This is a genomic window from Psychrosphaera sp. 1_MG-2023, assembly GCF_030548245.1.
GTDB lineage: Bacteria > Pseudomonadota > Gammaproteobacteria > Enterobacterales > Alteromonadaceae > Psychrosphaera > Psychrosphaera algicola.
The window spans coordinates 376,402-399,151 of the sequence record NZ_JAUORW010000001.1; the positions used below are offsets into that span (position 1 = coordinate 376,402).

Sequence of the window (22,750 nt, forward strand, 5' to 3'; positions counted from 1 at the left end):
TGTTAAACATTTTAATTTATCTTATTTGCCAATAACTTTGTGAATAAAGTCGTTAGACAATTTTGCCGCTAATTCTAAATTATCTTCATATGTTTTGCCCGACGACTTCAATGGTTTAAAACTATGATCACCATTTGGGATCCAGCTTATTGTTACTTGGTCTGGGAATGTTTTTGAATTTAACACAGCGGTATTACCAAACGTGTCGCGCTCACCTTGTAAAATCAACGACGAACACTGCAGGTCTTTAAAATGTTGAGTTCGAGACTCAAACTTTTCAGGCTTTCCTGGTGGGATAAATGGATAACCTAAAACAATATTTCCTGCAATGTTCACGTTTTCCAATTCAGCCAACGTTTGTTGTGCAAGTGACATGCTTGAAACCAAACTCGACACTCGGCCTCCCATGCTTTTGCCAGCAACAAACAAAGGTAAATCCGCACCAAATTGTCGAGTCGCTTCACCTATTTCAGAAAAATAATGTGTTACTAGCTTATCGACTTTATTTGGCGGACGTCGTTTTTCCGTTTCATACATAATTTGCATATATGGAAAATTAAATGACCACACCGCAATATTATATTGGGCCATCATATGGCAAAACGAATCCATAAATTCGTGCTTAAGGCCAGCGCCAGCGCCGTGGGCAATAACTAAAACAGCTTTTATATCGTTAGGGATGTAAGTTCGTCTAATTTCGCCAACCGTCGTGATCTTAATCAAGTTCAATGGCCTCTTGTTCTTGCTTAACAGCCGCTAACAACCAGTTTCTAAATGTTACGATCTTTGCCGTGTCTGATTGGGCTTCGCGGCAGACTAAATAGTATGCATTTTTACTGACGAGTACTTGATCAAATGGCATTACCAAACGGCCAGAATCTATGTCAGGCTTGGCTAAAACACTATGTGCTAATGCCACTCCCTGACCATGTATCGCGGCTTGCAGCACCATAGATGAATGGGAGAATATTGGTCCTTGATTTACGTTGAGATCGGGCAGCCCCGCAACTTTCATCCATTCCTTCCAATTTTTCCTAGATGAATCATGCAGCAAAGTATGATGACGTAAATCCTCTGTCGAACGTATCGGACGATCACTTGCTAACAATAGTGGACTACACACTGGGGTCAGGTACTCGGTATGAAGTTTATCGGCATTCACTCCTTGCCAATGACCTAATCCGTAATAGATCGCTACATCAACATCATCAGTAAGCGAGCTGTCATCATGATCCTGCGCTTTAATTCGCACATCGATGTCGGGATGTAGCGCAGAAAATTCAGATAAACGCGGCACTAACCACTGGATCGCAAAACTTGGCGTGAGCGCGATACTTATCGTCCCCTTCGCTCCCCGCGTTAATAACTTTTCGGTTGCTTCGTAGAGATGCGCAAAAATATCTTTAATATCGAGATAATAGCTTTGCCCTTCTTCAGTAAGTAAAAGAGATCGATTTCGACGCATAAATAACTTAATGCTTAGATGATCTTCTAATAACTTAATTTGATGGCTGATTGCTGCTTGAGTAACAAACAACTCTTCCGCGGCTTTAGTAAAACTAAGATTGCGCGCGGCAGCTTCAAATGCTTTTAATGAATTTAGCGGGGGTAAACGACGTGCCATAGTAAAATTCACATTATTATTAATGCCAAAGTGTAACACTTATCTAATTATCCGACAGCGTAAATTGATTTTTTTGGCCCTCAATATAGCAAAAAATAGGTGTAAAGATTTCGATATGTTTCTGCTATTAACTTAAACGAATATGTTATTTAAAAAACGAACTTTTATTTTTGCCTCTGACGTTATTTACTAGCACAGTTGCTAAAAAACTATAACCATGAAGGTATTAAAAAAATGAGCTCTATTTACGAAGATAATTCACGCTCGATAGGCAAAACGCCATTAGTTAAACTAAACCGAGTTACTGGCGGTAACGTATACGCAAAGATTGAATCAAGAAACCCTTCATTTAGTATTAAATGTCGTATCGGCGCGAATATGATTTGGGACGCAGAAAAATCTGGTCGTCTTACGCAAGATAAAGAAATTATCGAGCCTACTTCGGGTAATACGGGTATTGCACTTGCTTTTGTTGCGGCTTCTCGTGGTTATAAATTAACGTTAACTATGCCAGAAACAATGAGCTTAGAGCGTCGTAAGTTATTAGTGGCACTAGGTGCGAAACTAGTGTTAACTGAAGGTCCAAAAGGCATGGGCGGCGCAATTGCTAAAGCGCAGGAAATTGTTGCTTCAGATCCTGAAAAGTACGTTTTATTACAACAATTTGAAAACCCAGCTAATCCTCAAGTTCACTTTGAAACTACAGGCCCAGAAATTTGGGACGATACCGAAGGGACAATTGACGTCTTTGTCGCTGGTGTTGGTACTGGCGGTACGATTACAGGTGTTAGTCGCTATATTAAACAAGAAAAAGGCAAGCAAATTCAATCTGTTGCTGTAGAACCTGTTGATTCTCCGGTTATTGCTCAAAAACTTGCTGGTGAAGACTTAAAACCTGGACCACATAAAATTCAAGGTATTGGCGCAGGCTTTATTCCTAAAAACTTAGACTTAGACTTAATTGACTCAGTTGAAGCGGTTAGTAATGATGATGCAATGGAAATGGCACACCGCTTAATGAAAGAAGAAGGCATTTTAGCTGGTATTTCTTCAGGTGCTGCAGTAGTTGCAGCTAAACGTATTGCTGAAAAACCAGAAAACAAAGATAAGGTTATTGTTGTAATCTTACCTAGTTCTGCTGAGCGTTACTTAAGTTCGCCTTTATTTGCTGAAGTATTCACTGATTCTGAACTTGTACAATAATTTGAATTACTTTGCTTTTTAAAAGCGTTCAAAAAACTCAAAGTTTTATAAACTTTGAGTTTTTTTTTGTTTTAGGTGGATCATTTAAGTGTTCACGATAGACTAATGGAAGAAAGGTTTTTATCTTTGGCCAAAAATAAGGAATTTTTGTGAATATCATCCGAACACTTATCGTGATTTTTGTTTTTTTTAATTTGTATGCTTGTAAAGAGCAAAGTAACAATATTCCTGCATTTGCAAACCCCAATGCACCTGAATATCGTGCATTAACGTTTTTTGATGCCATTTATAACCAAAATGACATTTCTCTATTGTTAAAATATGTTACCAAAAAGCATGCTCGGATCATTAAGAGTTATGGTACGCCTAAAGGTTATTCGCGTTATGTGCTAAATATGCAATTTGATAAGGGAGTCGACTTAAAAATTGATCGAACCTTAAATCAAGTTAAAGTTGGGGACAATAACACTACGTCAGTCAATATTTTGTTCACGGGCAAATACCTCGGTGCACTTAAAAACGACCTTAGAAAAGTTAAATTTGTTAAAGAAAAAGGTGAATGGCTCATTGCCGAAATTGCCGACGACCCTTATGCAAGACAACATAAATAACCCAACAATTATCGGTTAGCATTTTGTTAGAGTTAGCGTTTCAGTTTGATTGTGATTGTGATTGTGATTGTTGGGACGCTAGAGAACAATAAAACGCAAGCGCACTTAGTTATACAAAAAGTGCGCCCTGTCTATTAAAGTCCTTTTGCGGTACCTTCTCTACGAGGGTCTGCAGTCCCCTTCCAGCCATCTTTAGTTTTAATTATGGCGTGGATACCTGAGGTTAGTTCAGATAGCCTTACGGTGTGTCCCATCTGTTCCAATTGCGTTTTGTACTGTGCCAAAATCGAATCTTTTTCCAATGTCGTATAGCCATTACGATTTGAAAACCTAGGACCGTTCACAACGTCGTCAAGATCCATCTCAAATTCCAATAGCCCGAGCAAGGCATACCCAACATAGTTTATGATACGGCTGCCACCGGGTGAGCCTAAAACCGCAAACAATTCGTCATCCTTCATGACAATCACTGGTGTCATACTGCTTCTTGGGCGTTTATTCGCTTCCACTCGATTAGCAACTAGTTTCCCGTTGACCTTTGGAGCTAATGAAAAATCGGTTAGTTGATTATTTAATAAAAAACCACCAACCATAACCGTCGAACCAAAGCCCATTTCAATACTTGTTGTCATTGAGATTGCATTACCCTCTTTATCGACAATTGATAGATGACTCGTATTAGGCTGCGCGATTGATACGTTTGCGGCATATTCTTTATGTCCAATAATGCCCGCTGTGGCTTTCCCCATATCCCGTTTTTCGTTTATTAGTGCACTGCGCTTGGTTAAATACTGTTTGTCCAACATTGCTAAGGTAGGCACATCTACAAAATCACTATCAGCGATATATTGGTCTCTGTCGGCAAATGCCAGTCTCGCTGCTTGAGAATAAAGATGTAACGTTTTGGCACTAAAAAAATTCAAACCGGTGAAATCAAACGGTTCTAACATCGCTAAAATTTGCAATACCGTTATGCCGCCTGAGCTCGGTGGCCCCATGCTGCAGATATCAAAAGATGAGTCTCTTTTAGTGTAGTCTAAACATTCAACCTGACGTTCGATTGATTGATAGTTCTTAAGATCCTCAAGTGCTAATAACCCGGGGGCAACTGGAGCATTATTGACTGCATCAACAATTTGTTTAGCGACAATCCCGTTATAAAACGCCTTAATACCATTTTTAGCAATAAGCTTTAATGTATTGGCATAAGGTTTATTAACTAACAGACTGCCTTCTTTAATGGCTTTTCCATTCGGGTAAAAATATTCTTTAGCCGGACTCAACCGAGCAAGACCAGGATTCATATGCATGGCGACTAACTTGGCTAACCGAGGACTTACACGAAATCCATTCTCAGCTAATTTTATCGCGGGTTGAAAAAGCTTGTGCCATTCTAATTGGCCTTTTTTTTCATGTACTTGATGCAACATATGGAGAACACCAGGTACGCCCACTGAACGTCCACCGATAACAGCATCAATCCATCTTACAGGTTTACCTTTTTCAAAGAATAATTCTGGAGTAGCCGCAGATGGGGCTTTTTCACGACCATCAAAAGAGGTCATTTGTTTTGTCTTGGCGTCATACCATAATAAAAATGCGCCACCACCTATGCCTGAGGACTGCGGTTCAACTAAAGTTAATACCAGTTGTATAGCAACAGCTGCATCAATAGCATTACCACCTTGAGCTAACATTGCTAAACCCGCATCTACAGCATGTGGATTTGCTGCACTGACCATCGCCTCACTAGCAATAGCAGACTTCTGGTAGTTCATTCCAGTAAAGGCTTCTGGTACCGATCTAGAAACTGCATTTTCGTCAGTTTGTTCGGCCGCCATTAAAAACTGGCTAGACAGAGTTGCAATGGTGAAAGTAATAAGAGTTAATACGCGCATAGTTACTTCGAATAATTTGTTATTACCGTAATGTTATCAAATCACACAATAAACACATACTACAAAATAGGGTCATTTACATGTTAGGTCTACCGTTGCGACGTCAGTTTATAATTGGGCCGCTACTTGTATTTAGTTGCATGATCTTACTTCATTTATTTGAACCCTACTCCAGCGAATTATTAGGGTTGTTTCCAGCCAAGGTACTTGATGGAGAATGGTGGCGCGTGATCACAGGCCAGCTTTTACACACCAACTTAAATCATTTGTTATTAAACTCTTCTGGATTAGTTTTAGTCTGGGCGTTACATGGTGAATATTACAGTGTTAAACACTATCTAATAGTGATGCTACTATGTCTTACCCTCGTTGGCATAACACTCATGTTTTTTGCTAATTACAGTCATTACGCCGGTTTATCTGGGGTCCTACATAGTCTGTTAATCTACGGTGGCATTATAGATATCACCAAACAAGAAAAAACAGGTTGGTTGCTGTTACTAGGTATTGCAATTAAAGTTGCGTACGAAAATATTGTAGGGGCGTCAGTGGAAACCGAAGAGTTAATTGGTGCTTCCGTTGCAACCGAAGCACATCTGATAGGTGTTATCGTGGGGTGTGTTGTTGCCGTATTCTACTTTTATTATCAGGTAATACGGCACAAATAAAAAAGGGCCTATTGGCCCTTTTAAAAACTAAACATTTTTTAAGCGTTATAAGTGAGTTTCAAACAACTTAAAAATACGACGATACTCGTCTAACCAACTTGAAGGTTGAACAAACCCATGCGGTTCAACAGGATAAATAGCCGTTTCGAAATTCTCTTTTTCTAATTCAATGAGGCGCTGAACGAGTCGCACAACGTCAACAAAAAACACGTTGTTGTCGACCATTGGCGCATTAATTAGTAAAGGCTTATTGAGTCCTTCTGCAAAATATATTGGTGAACTTCGTTGATAGGCTAAAAGATCGTTTGTTGGGCGATTGAGAATATTAGACGTATAACCGTCATTGTAATGGGCCCAGTCGGAAACTGGACGCAACGCAGCCCCTGCTTGGAACAAATCAGGCGCTGTAAACAAGGCCATAAATGTCATAAAGCCGCCATATGAACCACCGTAAGTTCCAACACGTTGTCTATCAACACTGACGTTTTCTTCTAGCCAGTTAACACCATCTTTTAAATCTTCTATTTCCGGTGTACCCATTTGACGATAAATTGCCGTACGCCAATCGCGGCCATACCCTTTAGATGCTCGGTAATCCATATCCATTACAACATAACCCTGTTGAGTCAAAAAGTTATGGAACATAAACTCCCTAAAATAATAGGAAAATCCATAGTCACTATTTTGCGTGTACCCGGCGCCATGATTAAAGATTACGGCTTTGTAGCTTTTAGCTGGATCATAATTTTTAGGATAATAAACTTTAGAGTAAATAGGCTGTTCTTGATTTGACGACGGTACCGCAACAATTTTTGGTGCCTGCCAATTGTAGTCAGCAAATTCTTTCGATACCGTTTGAGTTAACTGCGTAACTTGATTGTTATTCGTTAAATCAACTAAGAACAACTCATTTGGGCGAGTTAGTGTTGAATGCGTTATGAGTAATTTTGTTTCATCAGGAGATATAGAAAATTCATTATTTCCTAACATCGAAGTTAACGCTTCAGGTTTACTTTGTTTTTTGCTGTCAGTTGCTACACGGTAAATTTGGTAGTCTCCTGGGTGGTTTACGTTCGCTCTAAAGAAAAACGATGAACCATCCGAGTTTACTTTTAAACTTGATACTTCAAATTTTCCATCAGTAACCTGTCGAACCTTTTTACTAGAAATCGATTTTGTATAGATATGAGAATACCCATTTTGTTCTGATAAAAAATAAAGTTTGTTTTGATTTGGTAACCAGCCAAAATCGTTAAATGTGTAGTTTATCCACGCATCGTCATGTAATTGATGTTGCTGTTTCAACTTGCTTTTATCAAAATCAACTGTGGCTATCCAACGGTCTTTATTATCCCAAGCTTCCAACATGATAGCGACATTATCACCAGACTGTTGCCACTGAATTGGGCTTTGCTCCCAGCTCCAATCAATAATCAAATTAACGGTTCTATCTTGTTTTTCACTTTTGTACTTTTTACCTAATGCCTTAGCATTCTCGGTTTTAACAGATTTAAGTACGTCTTTGTCAAAATCATCCAAATTTGAAATAGTGATCTGAGACTGTTTTCTATCTATTAAATCCACATACCAAAATGTTTGTTGATTAGGTTCAGCGTCAGCGACTCTAGATCTAACTTTTTCAGCATGAATTCGGCCATCGTCACCAATATAATTTGGCATGATATCGCCGTCACTTCGCCAATTTTTCTTTTTCGCAGTAACAACAATCATCTTGTCACCACGTGGTGAAATAGACACATCGACAAGTCTGTCTTCAGGTGAGAAAAAATACTCCTGAGAAAATACACTTTTATTTTTTTGATTAATCATTGAACTGTAATTGAATCGCTCAACTTCATCTCTATGTTCATTCGCAACAAACTTAATTAATTTGTGCTGCTCAGTACTAATTACATCATCTTTAATTTTTGGTGCTTCAGGTTTTTTTTCAAAACTTAGTTTGACTAGTTCTTTTTCAGTTTTCGAATTTAGATCAAAAACATAAGCACTAAAATCGCGCCAAAATAACAATCGATTGTCGTTCAAAAACATAGGTTCATTTTCAATTGAACTGGAAAAGGTAAGTTGCGTTACCTTGTTGATTGCAATGTCGACAGTAAATAAATTACCCTCAAAAACATAGGCTGCTAGGGTTTTATTTCGGTTAAAAACTAACTCGTCTTGGTGGTTTAAATGTAATGTTTCTATCGGCACCTTTGATTGGGATAAACTTGATAAATTCACTTTCATCAGGTTTTCAATGGCGGTTTCCGTTTCTTGCTGGAATACAACAGAATCTGATGTCGCAAGCCACGCAGCAGAAGATGGTGCGGCTCCAATCCAACTAGGATCTGACATTATTTTTTCAAGGGTTAATTCTGAACTTTCCGCAAAGGTAAATAATGGAAATAGTAGTAACGAGAGTAAAATCGATTTATTTTTCATATTGTAATCCAAAAATGAGTTGTCAATATTTAACCATTGTTTGGGTTACTTCGCCATATTGAGACGGCGAATTAACAGAATAATACTATTAACGAATATCCTAAAATGTAAACCGATTGAAAATTACAGTGGCAAAAACAAAAACGTTAGGCACCTGGCCTAACGTTTCATTCTTTTATTAATCGAATTAACGAGTTATATGAGCATTATTTAGTATTAGTCACCGACCACGAAGACAAAACACCAAATACCCTTTTCAAGCCAAGTTCAGCGGCTATACCAAATTTTTCCGCCAAATTATGTTTTATCTTAAACTCAATTTTATAAACGTCGTATTTTGTTAAGTTCGTTAGTACAAAATCATCACTTGTTAATATTTCGTCAACTAAACCGAGATCTTTGGCTTGAGTTCCATACCAATGTTCACCAGTTGCCACTTTATCAATATCAACCTCTGGTCTATGATCCGCTACAAACTGTTTAAATAAATCATGTGTTTCATTTAACTCTTGCTTGAATTTTTCACGCCCTGCGTCGGTATTTTCACCTAGGACAGTAAGCGTTCGTTTATAGTCGCCCGCAGTATGCTGTTCAATATCAATATCAACCTTTTTCAAAAGACGATTAATATTTGGTATTTGAGCTACCACACCAATTGAACCAATAATTGCAAAAGGTGCTGAAATTATCTTATCCGCAACACAGGCCATCATATACCCGCCACTTGCAGCCACTTTATCAACCGCAACTGTTACTTTAAGATTTGCATTTTTAAGACGATCAATTTGTGAAGCGGCAAGCCCATAGCCATGAACCACTCCACCGGGACTTTCCAAATTGATTAATACTTCATCATTTTCTTCAGCAACCGAAATAATGCAACTAATCTCTTCACGAAGAGATTCAACTTCTTGAGCATCTACGCCACCGTCGAAACGGATAACAAATAACTTAGCTTTTGTTTTAGCTTCATCATCTTTCGCTTTTGACTTTGCCTTCTTAAGTTTCTTTTCTGCTTTTTCTAATGCTTTAATTTGGCTTTTATCAAGCATGGCTTTTTTTACATCGTCAATCTCTTGCTCTTTTGATTCAGAGATATTTTCTAAGTACAATTCGCCCTTCTTGCTCGATTTTCCTTTCATTGCGGCACCCGCAATTAACCCAATAACAATACCAACGGCTACAACAACCGTAGCAATTTTGGCCAAAAACAAACCGTATTCGTATAAAAATTCCAATGGATTCCCCTTATATTCAACCCAACATTTGTGGGGACTTTTTTGCAAAATTCAACGTTTTGAAGTGATAAAAACAAAAAAACCAGCCGAAGCTGGTCTTTTTAATTTTGGCTTTTTACTGACTACACGTTTCCGGGTTACCACCTTTAACAAGGCAAGCACCTAGCGTATTGTCGCCAATCTGAACTGAAGCACCATCACTTAAGAAATAGTAATTCATCATTAAGTTCAGGTCTTGGTTTAATAGCGCGTACAATGTTGGGTAATTCCCACCTAAACTCGTCGCAGGAGACAATATTGTACTGTGAGATCCTGCCGTTAGACGGACAATACCGCTTACCGAACCACTAGAGTCCATCATTGATTCAGTTATCGATTGCAGACCAATTGAGGTCGCTAGACCGCTTGTTCCTGCCATAGGATTAGTTGCTACGAAGTTTGGAACAACTAAATCTGATGGGTTGTCACCACCACGGTCAATATCGCCAACCATTTCAATCATCAATACTGGTGTTTGGGTTGCCGCTAACAAACCTGCATAGTTTGTTGGGTCAGTGGCTTCTACAATTGCTTGTGCAGCAAATGAGAACTGAGCAAATGCGGACGCCATTCCAGCTTTTTCAGCGTCACTTGCTGAGGCTACAAATGCATTGTAGGCACAAACCAAAGCAATATTTTGATCAACAACTTCAAAGTTTTCGTTAAGTGCCGCGCCACATGATGGCTCTTGAGCAACAATTAATCCATAGTTAGCAGGTTGTAAATTTAGCGCCATAGACTGGCTTAACTCATTGCCCAAACCATAAATAACTGACGCCTTAACTAACGGACTAAACGACGCTGATTCCAATAGGAAGTTAACTAATGAACCGCCACCGTTGGCTAGGAAAGAGGCGTTAATTTTATAAGCCGCATTTATCGCTGCATCAGTTGCTGCATCACCAGTATTCGCTGGCGTATTAGCTACTGCAGTAAAAGCTGTACCTGTAATCGCACCCAGTGAGTGTCCCATGTAATAAACTCGAGTTGAGTCGATTACACCAGCATCAGGAGGTGTTACACCATCTTGCGAATATGCCGTTACATCAGCCATTGCATTAAGTGATAAACGAAGTCGTAACGCATCGGCTACCGATTGACGGCCGTTATCACGCGCCGTTAACAAACTTTGTAAGTTTAAGTAATGCGTAGGGTTTTCAGTTGATGCATTAATAACAACACCATCATCTGTAAAACCACGACTACCATGCAAAGGATGGTCTATCGCTACCGTAGCAAATCCGAACATAGATAAGAAACCTGTCGCGGCTAGCATATCTTCTTTTTTGCTTGTAATACCGTGTTGTAAAATAACAACTGGCCAACCTGCATCTGGTCTACCAGCAAGCGGCGTTAAGCCTTGTTCTGCTCGTATGGAGTTAGCATTATCCAGATTAGGAAGGGTAATTTGTACATCAACAGTTTCCATACTCTTAACTTTAGGTACAGGATTGTACTTAGTTAAATGACGTTGAGTATCAATACCAAAATCTGCCAATCCAATTTGCGCACTTGAACACAATTCGTGATTATCACCAGTATTCGCTGAAAGTGCTACAAGTTGGTCTTGAGTAAGTGATTGCAACATTACGCCACTATCACATGCCGCTTCCCAGCGTCCCGTTAATGGGCTGCCTGTTTCAGCATTCTCTAGGTAATAAGGCATACTAATTTGAGCGCCGTATACATCAGCAGATGAATAGAGCTTGTAAGGCAGTGAATCAGGATCATTTTCAATAGCGCCGGCTTGAGCAAAGGCTTGAGCGACGTTAAAACCCTGTGACAACATCAAAGTCGCAACGCTTGACGGGTCAGCCGCAGCCATTCCCGCAAATTTCTGTGCGTTTAACAATTTTGTTATCTGAAGAGGATCCGTTCCCGGTACACCTGCTGATTGCACAGTAAATACTTGGGTATAAACAATCGCGTCTTTATTTGCGCCAAATGTATCAGCAAGTGTGTTTTCGAAATTATTAAACATTGTTTGTAATAATCGAATACCAGCTTGAGTTTCATTTAATTCAGACGCTGTTAGATCAGGATGTACAATAGGAAGTGTATTTATATCTTGTTCTACCGACGCGTAGGTCGAAGAAGGATTTAATGGATTACCATTAGAGTCTTTAATTTCTTTAGTTAACGCCACAGCATATGACTTGCCCGCTTTAAGCGGCTTTAACGGAACAACGGCGATGTTGCCACCAGACAGTGTTGTTACATAATCAACGCCAAACGTTAGTCTTGCAGTGCCTTTACAGATTAGACCTGCTCTAGAAGCATCGGCACAATCTGGGTCTGAAAGTTCAGGAAACTTAACAACTTCATACAATGCAACCGCATCACCAGACATTATAGAGGTTGCGTCCAACGTCACACCTGAGTCATACGCAAGTTCAATAGTGAATGGATTTTGAGTACCCCATCCGTCTAAGGCACCCAATGCAGAAGCTGGACTTGCCCAATTGACAGATTCACCGGCAGCTTTAGAAGCAACTTCTTCTGGCATTTCCAGAGTGAAATCTTGTGTGCCACTATAGAGTAAATCATTTGGAACACTCAGTTTGCCATTTGAAGGGTCAAACACTACCGATACTTTAGGTTGCGGTTCGTTTGCTTCAACTAGTGACGCTGAATCTTTTTGAATATTTTCTAACGTTGTATCGTCACAGGCAGTGAGCCCTAGAATACTCGTTACGGCTATACTTATTGCTAATTTTTTCATTTTTCTCCCCAGGTCCTATTTTTTTTATTATCCGTTTGTAGGTACGGCTTTAATTATGGGACTTTCTAAACAGCTTAGACCAGTTAAAGTTACATGAGAAATTTAATTTTAGCTAGTCCCTAAATAAAAATTAAGAATAATAATTTTGTAACGATGATTTTATTAAATTGAAGAGGTAATATGTCGGCCTTTGATAAATAGAATTTTATTGGCCGAAATGAATCACGTAAGTTTTAAACCCGCAGCAAACGAACTCGACGGTAAAGTCATCTTAATCACCGGAGCCGGTGATGGCATTGGCAGACAAGCTGCCTTGACCTACGCAAAACTAGGTGCTGAAACCATATTATTAGGTAAAACTGTTAAAAAATTAACGGCTGTTTACGACCAAATAGTCGCGGAAGGTGGTAAAGAACCCGCTATAATTCCTCTCGATATGAAGGGCGCAACGGTTAAAAACTATAAAGATATGGCCCTAACTATTGAAAGTGAATTTGGTAAATTGGACGGATTACTTAACAATGCGTCAATTTTAAATTCGCTAAATCCCATCGATCATATCTATGAAGATGCGTTTGATAAAGTGATGAAAGTGAACTTAAAGGCGACGTTATTTTTGACACAAGCATTAATTCCGGTGCTAAAAAAGGCCGATAAATCATCCGTTATATTTACATCAAGCGGCGTTGGTAAAAAAGGTCGTGCATTTTGGGGTGAATATGCAATTTCAAAATTTGCAACAGAAGGCTTAATGCAAACAATGGCGGATGAATTTGGTCATACAAATATTCGTACAAATTGCATTAACCCAGGGGCTACAAAAACAACCATGCGTTCGAAAGCCTACCCTTCTGAAGACGTATCCCTGCTTAAGTTACCAGAAGACATTATGCCAACTTATGTCTATTTAATGTCTGATCAATCAGTTGATGTTAATGGCGAATCACTAGACGCTCAACCCAAATAGCCAAAACGTTAATTGTTACAACTTACGATAGGCATACGATTAATCCAATCGTTTATCAGTTTAATGCCTTCTAAATGAACACTATGTCGTCCAATGGGCGGCATAATGTCTTTAGCGGTCGTAACCGACATTCGATAAGGCAAAATAGACTGCTCTGCATTCCCTGGCACAATGTCATATGAAAGATGATTTAGGCCTCCGTCATATCCAGGCGGCTTTTTACAAATCCCATGTTTGATTGATGTAGCGTCGCGCCAGTATTCTAATCTAAGCCCTGAAATGCCCCCAAGTCCGCCGTCTTGATGACAATGAGCACAATTAACATCAAGATAGCCTTTGGCTGCTTGATCAAGTTCAAGGTCAGTGACTGGAAATTTAGGTACTGTATTTGTCGCTGCAATGTCTGTCTCATCACCTGACAACAACCCATTAATTTGCATGTTTCTAAGTTGCGTTTCTGACTGGTTAGCTAAAGGCCAATTTAAAAAACGGGCTTTTAAACCAATGGGTAAAAACACCAACTCATTTGTGTCCGTTTCTTTTTGATGGCAATTTTTACAGGTCGTCTTAGACGGAATTTCATAACGAAAATCTATTGTTTGCTGTGCGTTCGTCATAACTACGTCAACCAATGCACCATACTTAGTTAAAATAGCGTCTTCACCATCGTCGGTCCATTTAAACGGCAACGCAACCCAACCATCGGTGCGTTTGATTAATAATCGAGTTTCAATCAATCGTTCGTGTTCTGCGCCTCTAATGGCCGTATCAAATGGCATAGCAAATGTCTTAACTAAGACCGTTCCTAAAGGCATTTCAAAAGCGTCGTCAAAGGAATACGTCATTTGTGAGTTTTCAGGTAAAAACACAAACCGATACTTACTTGCGTAATCACTAAATAGTTCAGCCGACAATTGATAATATTGCCCTGCTCCATTTGCATCATATTGTGGTTGTTTAATGTTCTTGAATAACTTGTATTGGCTTAACAAATTACAATCCGCGTGACTAAGCGCATCCCAATTTACGCTTGTTGAATCTTGCTGACAGTCTGCTGGAGACGCCAAAGCTAAACGCGCGAGTTTCTCTTCTAGCGTTTCTACCGCGTTTTCGTCGTCGTTTTTGTCATCATTTTCGTCGACAACAATGTCGGTGCTATCATCGTCCTTTGGCACATCGACCACATCTTCTGGTGGTGTTGTCTTCGATGTTTCACCACACGAGAATAGACAAAAGCACATGATAATATAGAAAATAAGGTGTGATTTTTTCATAAATAAAAAGCCCTTTTTAAGGGCTTTCCAATGTTAATCGCTCGTACAGGAGCTGAGATTATACGGCGCACTATTGAGGCGACTAATCCACTCCCCAATTAACAATACCCCTTCCTTATGGATTAAAGAACGGCCAATTTCTGGCATTCGAACTTTGGCCTCATTTGAGTCCATACGTGCATAAACAATTGACTCAACTGCGACACCTGGCTCTATGTCATATCCCAATCCTTCACCACCATAAGCAATGGGTTGTTTACAAATACCATGTTTGTTTTGCTGTGAATCAAAATCTCGCCAATATTCGATGTGGAAACCTGTATTGCTTGCACTACCTTCAGGGCGATGACAATGTGAACAGTTAATATCAAAATACCCTTTGGCAAATACCATTAACTCGCTACTTTCTAATGTCAGTACCGAACTGATGTCTTCGTCTTTAAAGTTTGGAATAGACTTAATAGTTGATAAATCGGATGGTGCACCGGTTAACATACCTTCGACAGACCATTTTGCGATTTGATTTTTTGTTTCATCGTCATAGCTGAAATCATAGTTAAGTAATCGCGCTTTTGGTCCAATAGGCGCAAACCTTGAAGTGCCATCGACAATATTTCCGGCAGAATCAAGATCGGTTAATTGGTGACACTGTTTGCAGTCACTTCTCGCTGGAACAACATATGTAAAGTCATAATCTTCGCCATCATGCTTAACTTTTGTATTGGCTATTTGCTTACCGTATTTAGCCAACTTCGCATCGGTACCGTCTTCATTCCAAACATAAGGTAAGGCATCCCAACCGTCATCACGATGGATCAACAATCGTGTTTCAATCAACGTTTCGTTTTCGAACCCTCTGCTTGCCGTGTCTGCTGGCATTGAAAAGGTTTTAACTAATATAGAACCAACAGGTAAATCAAACACTTCATTTTCGTTATAATTTGCAGTTGTTCCGTCTGGCATCACAACAAATCGATATTTTGTCGCGTAATCAGTAAAAAGCGGCATGGATAAATCATAAGGTAACGAATTTGAGCCTAAAATCCCCTCAGTCGGGTTTGTCATATCGCTAAATAAATTGAAAGCAGATAGATATTCGCAATCTTCCTCCATTAGAGCATCAAAATTGACCTTGTCACTATCTGGCGTACATAAACCAGAATATTTCAATTGCGATTCTAACCAAATGTTCTGATCATTTGGTGCGAAATCAATATTATCACCATAACCATCTTCATCTGTATCAACAGTTTCAGTTGCATCGTTCGGAAATGCATCGGCATTGTCACCAACGCCGTCGTTGTCAGTGTCAGTTGTTTCTGTTGCATCGTTCGGGAATGCATCTGCGTTATCGCCAACACCATCGCTGTCAGAATCTTTTGTTTCTGTCGCATCATTTGGAAATGCATCGCTACTATCAGCAACGCCGTCATTATCTGTATCAATTATCGCAACGTCTTCTTTTCCATCTGGATCAGAACCACCGCCACAACCGGTTAAAGACAGTCCACCTAAAATAATTATTGTGAGTAATTTTTTATACATCATCGGATCCACCTAAAAAAAGGGGGGTCTCCCCCCTTTTTTGTTCATCTATTGTTTCAAATTAAAATTAGTCGTCTGTTTTACACGCTACAGATGTCGTATCATCAATGCCACAACCGTAAGTTGTCCCATTAAATTCAACATCGTAAACCGGTAAAGCGTCATGACTACAATCCAACAATGACTCACTCATAGTAAAGGTATATTCACTGCCTGTCGTTGCTGGTATTACACCTGTGAAATCAAATACAGTACCAACCAATATATTCTGCATTACACCGTCTTTCATGTAACCATTATTCTGTGAACATATGGCATCGTTAGCGGTAAATGCAGCTTCACCCATATCAGCTATCGCCCCTATATTTGCCAGGTTTTCACCTAAACCGTCATATAGGATCTCAGGATATCGGCCGTTGTAGCCAAAGAAGCCAGTTACGACGTCATCAATCAACGCACCGCGAGGTCGAGTAGCATTCATAACCATTTCATTGTCGTGCATATTAATTGCTCTAGGAACTGGTCTCCAACCATCAAAAATAACGCCACCGAGTCCAGCCGGATCGGCATATTTTGCAAAGTCTGGTTCGGCTAAGAAGTAGCTCGATACTGCTATTGCATAAGATTCGTTTCCAGCAATTACATTATCAAATATTTCAACACTATTTGTACTTAGCACTATCATGCCCGAACCTGGAGGTGCGATATGCACACCTGCTGGGTTACTACTTGCATTTGCAAAGTTGTCGGTATTATTTGCAATGGATACGTTATTAAAGATACGAACTCCATTTCCGTAGTTACCATTACCAATCGGTAAATCAAATATCAAGATACCTGCGGTGTTCATATATGCATAGTTATCATAAACATCGGCATTTTTTGAGTTTTCAATTTCAATACCAGCGACATTTGCAACCGCAAAATTGCGTCTAACAACGATATTGGTTGACTGACCGACATAAACACCTGCGTCTGCGGAACCGTAACTAAAGCTGTCTTCGATAATTACATTTGACGTTTCTACAGGATATAGACCATACGCGCCATTGTCTTTGTCTGGAACACCAGGCCAAATTGTACCGACGTGGTGCATGTAGACACCGTCTGTTTTAGTGACTTTAATGGCGTTATTATTGGAATCCAGTACTGAGAAATGTGCGAGTTCTAGATTTGCACCATTTGAAATAAGGAAGCCGTCTTTAGCTACGCTCGCACCTTTATAGTCTAAAATGGTTTTGTCTATACCATGACCCATAATCGTAACCGCAGATAAATTACTGTAATCCGCTAAATCTATGTTAAAGGTTTGATCCAGAACAAAACGCCCTTCAGGCATAACCAAAACAGCATGTGTTGGGGCCGTAGCAGCTTGATCTGCTGTATCTAGCGCTTCTAAAACAGCTTCAATTGGGTAAGTTGCTGAGTTGCCATCACTCGGCGTGGTAAAATCGAGCATAATTGCACCATCAGGGATGGTGACTGCCATTTCGTCTAAACCATAGTAAAAAGCAGTATCTGAGTCAGCATTCATTGGATAAGCATTATCAGGAACGGCAATCGTTAACTCATCAACACGAGTTGGAGCTGGTGTTGCAGCGGTACAAACTTCGCCCATATCATCAACGCCACAACCCATTTCAACACCATCAAATTTTACAGTGTAAACAGGCAGTTCAGTTAATTGACAATTAAGTAGTGATTCACCAGTTAGGTCAATTTCAAAAGATGGGAAACCATTTCCTTGCATAATTGCAAAAGCGTTTGATGCCGTTGTGTGGTCAAATAATTCGCCAACAGTAGCGCCGCCATTATTTGTTGCACAAATTTGCTCATTTGCTCTAAATGGCAATTCGCCCATTGGCTGAAGAATAGAATTTTCAGCTAAATTTTGGCCAAGACCATCATACAAAATTGCAGGCATTAATCCGTTAATTCCAACAAAACCATCAATGATGGGTAAAGAAGGATCTTCAAGCAGTGCACCACTTGGGTTTCCACCAGTTTCAGCAATTCGATTGTCGTGAACGTTAATACCGCGTGGTACTGGTTTCCAGCCGTTCGCGATAACTCCGCCTAGTTGGTTTGGATCAGCATATTTTGTAAAATCTTGTTCAGCTAAAAAGTAACTTGCAATCGCAATTGCATACGAATCATTTCCAGAAATGTCGTTATCAAAAATTTCAACATTTCTAGACGCTAACACTATGATCCCAGATCCAGGAGGTGCGATATGCACACCTGCAGGATTTGCGCTGGCATTAGCAAAGTTTTCAGTGTTGTTTGCAATCGACACGTTATTAAATATACGCGTACCATCACCGTAATGATTGTTACCGATAGGAAGGTCAAAAATCAAAATACCCGCGGTATTCATAAACGCATAGTTGCTATAAACATCAGCGTCTTTGGAGTTTTCAATTTCAATACCAGCAACGTTTGCTACGGCAAAGTTATTTCTAACGACTATTTTTTCTGACTGCCCGACATAAACACCGGCATCAGCTGAACCATAAGAAAAGCTATCTTCGATGATGACATTTTTGGTTTCAACTGGGTATAAACCGTATGCGCCGTTATCTTTATCAGGTGTACCAGGCCATATCGTGCCTAAATGATGCATATAAACACCATCGGTCTTTGTGACTTTAATGGCGTTATTGTTTGAATCTAAAACTGAGAAATGACTTAACTCTAAGTTAGCCCCATTTGATATGAGGAAACCATCTTTAGCGACACTCGCGCCTTTATAGTCAAGGGTCGTTTTATCAATACCGTGACCCATAATCGTGACGGCTGACAGATTTTCGTAGTCGGCTAAATCGATGTTGAATGTTTGATCTAACACAAAGTGCCCTTCAGGCATTACCAAAACAACTTTGGTTGGCTCAGTCGCCGCATCGTTAGCATCATCTAATGCTTTTAAGACAACTTCGATTGGGTAAGTTGTTGAATTACCGCCTGATGGAGTAGTGAAATCAAGCATTATCCCAGTGTCAGGAATAACAGCAGCTTGTGCATCAATACCATAGTAAAACTTGTTGGCGCCTTCGGCGTTAAACGGATAATCACTTTCGTCATAAGCAATTGTCAAAGAATCAGTCACGCTACTTGTGTCAACATCAGGAACCTGAGGTGCTGCTCCACCTGAGCCGGTGTATACTTTGTTTTCTGTGCTTACTTGAACTTGTTCGTCGATTAATGTTTCGACATCTGGTGCGCTATCTCCACAAGCAACAATTCCCGCTGCGACTGATAGTGCGACTATAGTTCTCACGAATGCAGTAGTTTGCATGACCTCTCCCTCTTAAACCTGTTTTATAATTATTTTTATATTGTAGTCTTAAAAAATATATAGCGGACTGTAAATTTAACAGTCCATTTATTGACTAAAGGTACAATTATCATAACTAATGCATTGGTACAACCAGTTAGCAAAAAATATTTATACTTTTTGCACCAAACTGGTTGTCTAATAAGAGAGTGTTTTTGTGGTAGAGCGTTTGCTTATTTTCGTTTAGTCGAGCGTATCTTATGTTTTTTCACTGCACGTTTAATACGAGCGTGTTCTACCCGACGGCTTTTTGCATTGTCTTTCGTAACAACAGGATTAAACTCTTGTAACTCACGGTCTAACCCCACCTTTTTACGAAGTTTATTTAATTCATCTAACGGCAACTCGCGCCAACCGCCTTGGATTAACCGTCTATCGAGAACAACGTCAGCATAACGAGTACGAACCAGTCTGCTTACAGTTAACTCTTGAGAAGCCCATAAACGACGTACTTCACGGTTTTTACCTTCTCGTAAACTAACCGTAAACCAGCGATTACTGCTTTCATCGTTTTGGTTTGAATCCGCTTTAATTTTATCAAACTTTGCAATGCCATCTTCTAACTCAACCCCTTTGGTTAAATTTTGCAAATGGCTGTTTTCGACTTCACCAAATACACGAACCGAATATTCACGTTCTATTTCGTAACTTGGGTGCATTAATCGATTAGCTAAATCACCATCATTAGTAAATAGCAATAAACCAGAGGTATTCACGTCGAGACGACCAATACCAATCCAGCGACTATTTTTAAGTTGTGGCAATCTATCGTAGACGGTAGGACGACCTTGAGGGTCTTTTCGGGTGCACATTTCGCCTTCTGGCTTGTTGTACATAATCACTCGGCATATTTCGTCAGCAACTGGACGAATTTCAATAACATGGCCGTCAACACGAATGGTTTCTGTGCTGTCGATTCTATCCCCAAGTTTTGCAACTTTACCGTTAATGCTTACTCGATTGTTGGTAATGTATGTTTCCATTTCCCGACGAGAGCCAACACCACAGCGTGCTAATACTTTTTGCAATTTTTCTGACATTAAATAATCTCTATTTATAATTTGTATAATTTGTTTCAGTTGAGGTCGACGCTTCTTGGTCAACCCCCATAAATTCATTTTCTAAACGACGTGTAATCGTTTCAAGTGCTTCTGGTTCCATCAATTGTGGCAACTGCGACAAATTGCGCAACCCAAAATAGTCTAAAAATGCGTTGGTGGTGCCAAACAACGATGGCCTACCCGGTACCTCTTTATGTCCAACGACTTTTACCCAATTTCGCTCTGTTAACGTACGTATAATGTTTGTGCTAACGCTGACACCACGTACATCTTCTATTTCACCACGGGTTATTGGTTGTTTGTAGGCGATTAATGCTAACGTTTCTAACAACGCTCGACTGTATTTTGCAGGCCGCTCTGTCCATAGATAACCTAACGAACTCGATACGGATTTTGCCGCTTCAAAGCGATACCCCGAAGCCACCTTGACTAAGTTAATGCCGCGGTTGTCGTAATGTTCTTGCAATTTTTCTAGCGCAATTTTCACACGTTTTGTCGTCACTTTTTGGTCGACTAACACCGTTTGTTTCATCTTCTCCACCGTCAATGGCGAATCAGCACAAAATATTGCAGCTTCGATTAATTGGAGTAATTTGTCGTCGGTCAGACTTTCGCTCATCGCTATTCTACCCTTTTATACCTAACATGTAATTGACTAAACGCTTCACTCTGAATTATCTCTAGTAATTTTTCTTTTACGAGTTCGAGTATAGCCAAAAAGGTCACGACAACGCCCTGTCTCCCCTCAGATAAATCAAACAATTCCGGGAATGGCACAAAAGAGTCAGTCTGTGACAAACGTTCTAATAATTGCGACATTCTCTCACGTGTTGATAATTTTTCCGCGGATATTTCATGATGACTAAAAGCTTCGAGCCGATTAACAACGTCTTGGAACGCTGCGACAAGTTCGTGCATATCAATTTCAGGATGTTGAACAATTGGCTCCATATTTAATGGTAAAGCTGCTTGAGCAACATAAATTTCGCGGTTTAAACGCGGCATTTCATCGATATTTGCCGCTGCTTCTTTATATATTTCATACTCTTGTAATCGACGTATCAATTCAGCTCTAGGGTCTAATTCATCGTCGTCGGCAAACTGATTGCGCGGTAATAATAATCGAGATTTGATTTCAGCTAACATGGCAGCCATTACAAGATATTCTGCAGCAAGTTCAAGTTTCATGTTTTTCATCAAATCGACGTATTCCATGTACTGCAGGGTAATTTCTTGAATTGGTAAGTCGACAATATCAAACTTTTGCTTTTTGATGAGATACAGTAAAAAATCGAGAGGCCCTTCAAATGCCTCTAAAAAAACCTCAAGGGCATCTGGTGGAATAAATAAGTCTTCAGGTCGTTCAATTACCGCTTCCCCACGGACAAACGCAAGAGGCAGCGACTGCTGCACCATTTGTGTTGTATCTATGACAGGAGGTTGAAGTTGTTCAGCGTTGGTCATTAGTCAAAATGGCTAGTATCGCCCTCACCGCGGCGCAATACCACAGGCTCGCCATCCGTAAAATCGACAACGGATGTCGGTTTCTCACCCAAAAAGCCACCATGGATAATTAAATCAACGTGTTTCTCAAGGCGTAATCGCATTTCGTCTGGATCAGACTCTGCAAATTCGTCACCTGGTAATAACAATGACGATGACATTAATGGCTCACCTAGCTCTTCGAGCAAGGCTAATGCTATTTTGTTATTTGGTACTCGTATACCTATGGTTCGACGTTTGTCATTTAACACACGTTTTGGGACTTCTTTTGTGCCTTTAAAAATAAAGGTAAATGGCCCGGGCGTTAAATGCCTGATGATACGAAACGCAGAATTGTCGACTCGTGCAAAATTTGCGATTTCTGATAAATCTTTACAAACCAATGTAAAATTATGGTTTTTATCAACGCGTCGAATACTAATTATTCGATCCATCGCTTTTTTCTCACCTAATCCACATCCAATAGCATATCCCGAATCGGTCGGATAAATAATAACACCACCGTTCCTTACAATAGCGACGGCTTGACTGATCAATCGGCCCTGCGGGTTATCTGGATGAATATGAAAAAACTGACTCATGGCTTAGGTACTTCCTTTCTCTATATATCTTACTATA

17 protein-coding genes are annotated in these 22,750 nt (G+C 39.8%); 4 read left to right on the plus strand and 13 right to left on the minus strand.

The window, feature by feature from the left end; all coding sequences use genetic code 11:
- Positions 1–21: 21 nt before the first annotated feature.
- Both Q4575_RS01490 and Q4575_RS01495 read right to left on the minus strand, forming a co-directional pair.
- Positions 22–723 (minus strand): alpha/beta family hydrolase, encoded by a 702-nt coding sequence (locus Q4575_RS01490; RefSeq protein ID WP_303521096.1) that lies wholly within the window; start codon positions 721–723, stop codon positions 22–24.
- A complete protein-coding gene (locus Q4575_RS01495) occupies positions 716–1,624 on the minus strand; it encodes a transcriptional regulator GcvA (RefSeq protein ID WP_215963004.1) in 909 nt (302 codons plus the stop codon). The genes Q4575_RS01490 and Q4575_RS01495 overlap by 8 nt, the downstream gene beginning before the upstream one ends.
- 234 nt (positions 1,625–1,858) lie before the next feature.
- Between Q4575_RS01495 and cysK the strand changes: the two genes are divergently transcribed.
- Together cysK and Q4575_RS01505 are read left to right on the plus strand one after the other, a co-directional pair.
- Positions 1,859–2,827 carry a cysteine synthase A gene (cysK, locus tag Q4575_RS01500; protein ID WP_303521097.1) on the plus strand — a complete coding sequence of 323 codons (969 nt, stop codon included), beginning with the start codon at positions 1,859–1,861 and terminating at the stop codon, positions 2,825–2,827.
- Between the two features lie 149 nt (positions 2,828–2,976).
- The gene (locus Q4575_RS01505) at positions 2,977–3,438 is read left to right on the plus strand and encodes a hypothetical protein (RefSeq protein WP_303521099.1); all 462 of its coding nucleotides are present in this window, start codon (positions 2,977–2,979) and stop codon (positions 3,436–3,438) included.
- A 134-nt stretch (positions 3,439–3,572) separates the two neighbouring features.
- Here Q4575_RS01505 and ggt read toward each other — a convergent pair whose 3' ends face one another.
- Positions 3,573–5,336: a gamma-glutamyltransferase gene (gene ggt, locus Q4575_RS01510; protein ID WP_303521100.1), complete on the minus strand. Its 1,764-nt coding sequence runs from the start codon at positions 5,334–5,336 to the stop codon at positions 3,573–3,575.
- A gap of 80 nt (positions 5,337–5,416) precedes the next feature.
- Between ggt and rrtA the strand changes: the two genes are divergently transcribed.
- A complete protein-coding gene (gene rrtA, locus Q4575_RS01515) occupies positions 5,417–6,004 on the plus strand; it encodes a rhombosortase (protein WP_303521101.1) in 588 nt (195 codons plus the stop codon).
- A 45-nt stretch (positions 6,005–6,049) separates the two neighbouring features.
- On the opposite strand, the gene Q4575_RS01520 is transcribed toward rrtA, so the two are convergent.
- From Q4575_RS01520 to Q4575_RS01530, 3 genes are all read right to left on the minus strand, one after another.
- Positions 6,050–8,449: a prolyl oligopeptidase family serine peptidase gene (locus Q4575_RS01520; RefSeq protein ID WP_303521102.1), complete on the minus strand. Its 2,400-nt coding sequence runs from the start codon at positions 8,447–8,449 to the stop codon at positions 6,050–6,052.
- 206 nt (positions 8,450–8,655) lie between these two features.
- Positions 8,656–9,687, minus strand: coding sequence for a protease SohB (gene sohB / locus Q4575_RS01525; RefSeq protein WP_215963010.1), 1,032 nt, complete (start codon positions 9,685–9,687; stop codon positions 8,656–8,658).
- A gap of 115 nt (positions 9,688–9,802) precedes the next feature.
- A complete protein-coding gene (locus Q4575_RS01530) occupies positions 9,803–12,448 on the minus strand; it encodes a VolA/Pla-1 family phospholipase (protein WP_303521103.1) in 2,646 nt (881 codons plus the stop codon).
- Positions 12,449–12,665: 217 nt separating this feature from the next.
- Between Q4575_RS01530 and Q4575_RS01535 the strand changes: the two genes are divergently transcribed.
- Positions 12,666–13,415, plus strand: coding sequence for a YciK family oxidoreductase (locus Q4575_RS01535; protein WP_215963058.1), 750 nt, complete (start codon positions 12,666–12,668; stop codon positions 13,413–13,415).
- 8 nt (positions 13,416–13,423) lie between these two features.
- On the opposite strand, the gene Q4575_RS01540 is transcribed toward Q4575_RS01535, so the two are convergent.
- The 7 genes from Q4575_RS01540 to Q4575_RS01570 form a co-directional block, all read right to left on the minus strand.
- A complete protein-coding gene (locus Q4575_RS01540) occupies positions 13,424–14,689 on the minus strand; it encodes an SO2930 family diheme c-type cytochrome (RefSeq protein ID WP_303521104.1) in 1,266 nt (421 codons plus the stop codon).
- 33 nt (positions 14,690–14,722) lie between these two features.
- A complete protein-coding gene (locus tag Q4575_RS01545) occupies positions 14,723–16,237 on the minus strand; it encodes an SO2930 family diheme c-type cytochrome (protein ID WP_303521105.1) in 1,515 nt (504 codons plus the stop codon).
- 64 nt (positions 16,238–16,301) lie between these two features.
- Entirely contained in the window at positions 16,302–19,529 is a 3,228-nt protein-coding gene (locus tag Q4575_RS01550) for a parallel beta-helix domain-containing protein (protein WP_303521106.1), read from the minus strand.
- Positions 19,530–19,741: 212 nt separating this feature from the next.
- Positions 19,742–20,608, minus strand: a complete 867-nt coding sequence (gene rluB / locus Q4575_RS01555) for a 23S rRNA pseudouridine(2605) synthase RluB (RefSeq protein ID WP_215963015.1) — start codon at positions 20,606–20,608, stop codon at positions 19,742–19,744.
- Between the two features lie 10 nt (positions 20,609–20,618).
- A complete protein-coding gene (gene scpB / locus Q4575_RS01560) occupies positions 20,619–21,248 on the minus strand; it encodes an SMC-Scp complex subunit ScpB (protein ID WP_303521107.1) in 630 nt (209 codons plus the stop codon).
- Between the two features lie 2 nt (positions 21,249–21,250).
- Positions 21,251–22,093: a ScpA family protein gene (locus Q4575_RS01565; RefSeq protein ID WP_272179706.1), complete on the minus strand. Its 843-nt coding sequence runs from the start codon at positions 22,091–22,093 to the stop codon at positions 21,251–21,253.
- Positions 22,093–22,713, minus strand: coding sequence for an L-threonylcarbamoyladenylate synthase (locus tag Q4575_RS01570; protein ID WP_215963018.1), 621 nt, complete (start codon positions 22,711–22,713; stop codon positions 22,093–22,095). Before Q4575_RS01570 ends, Q4575_RS01565 begins: the two co-directional genes overlap by 1 nt.
- Positions 22,714–22,750: the final 37 nt, after the last annotated feature.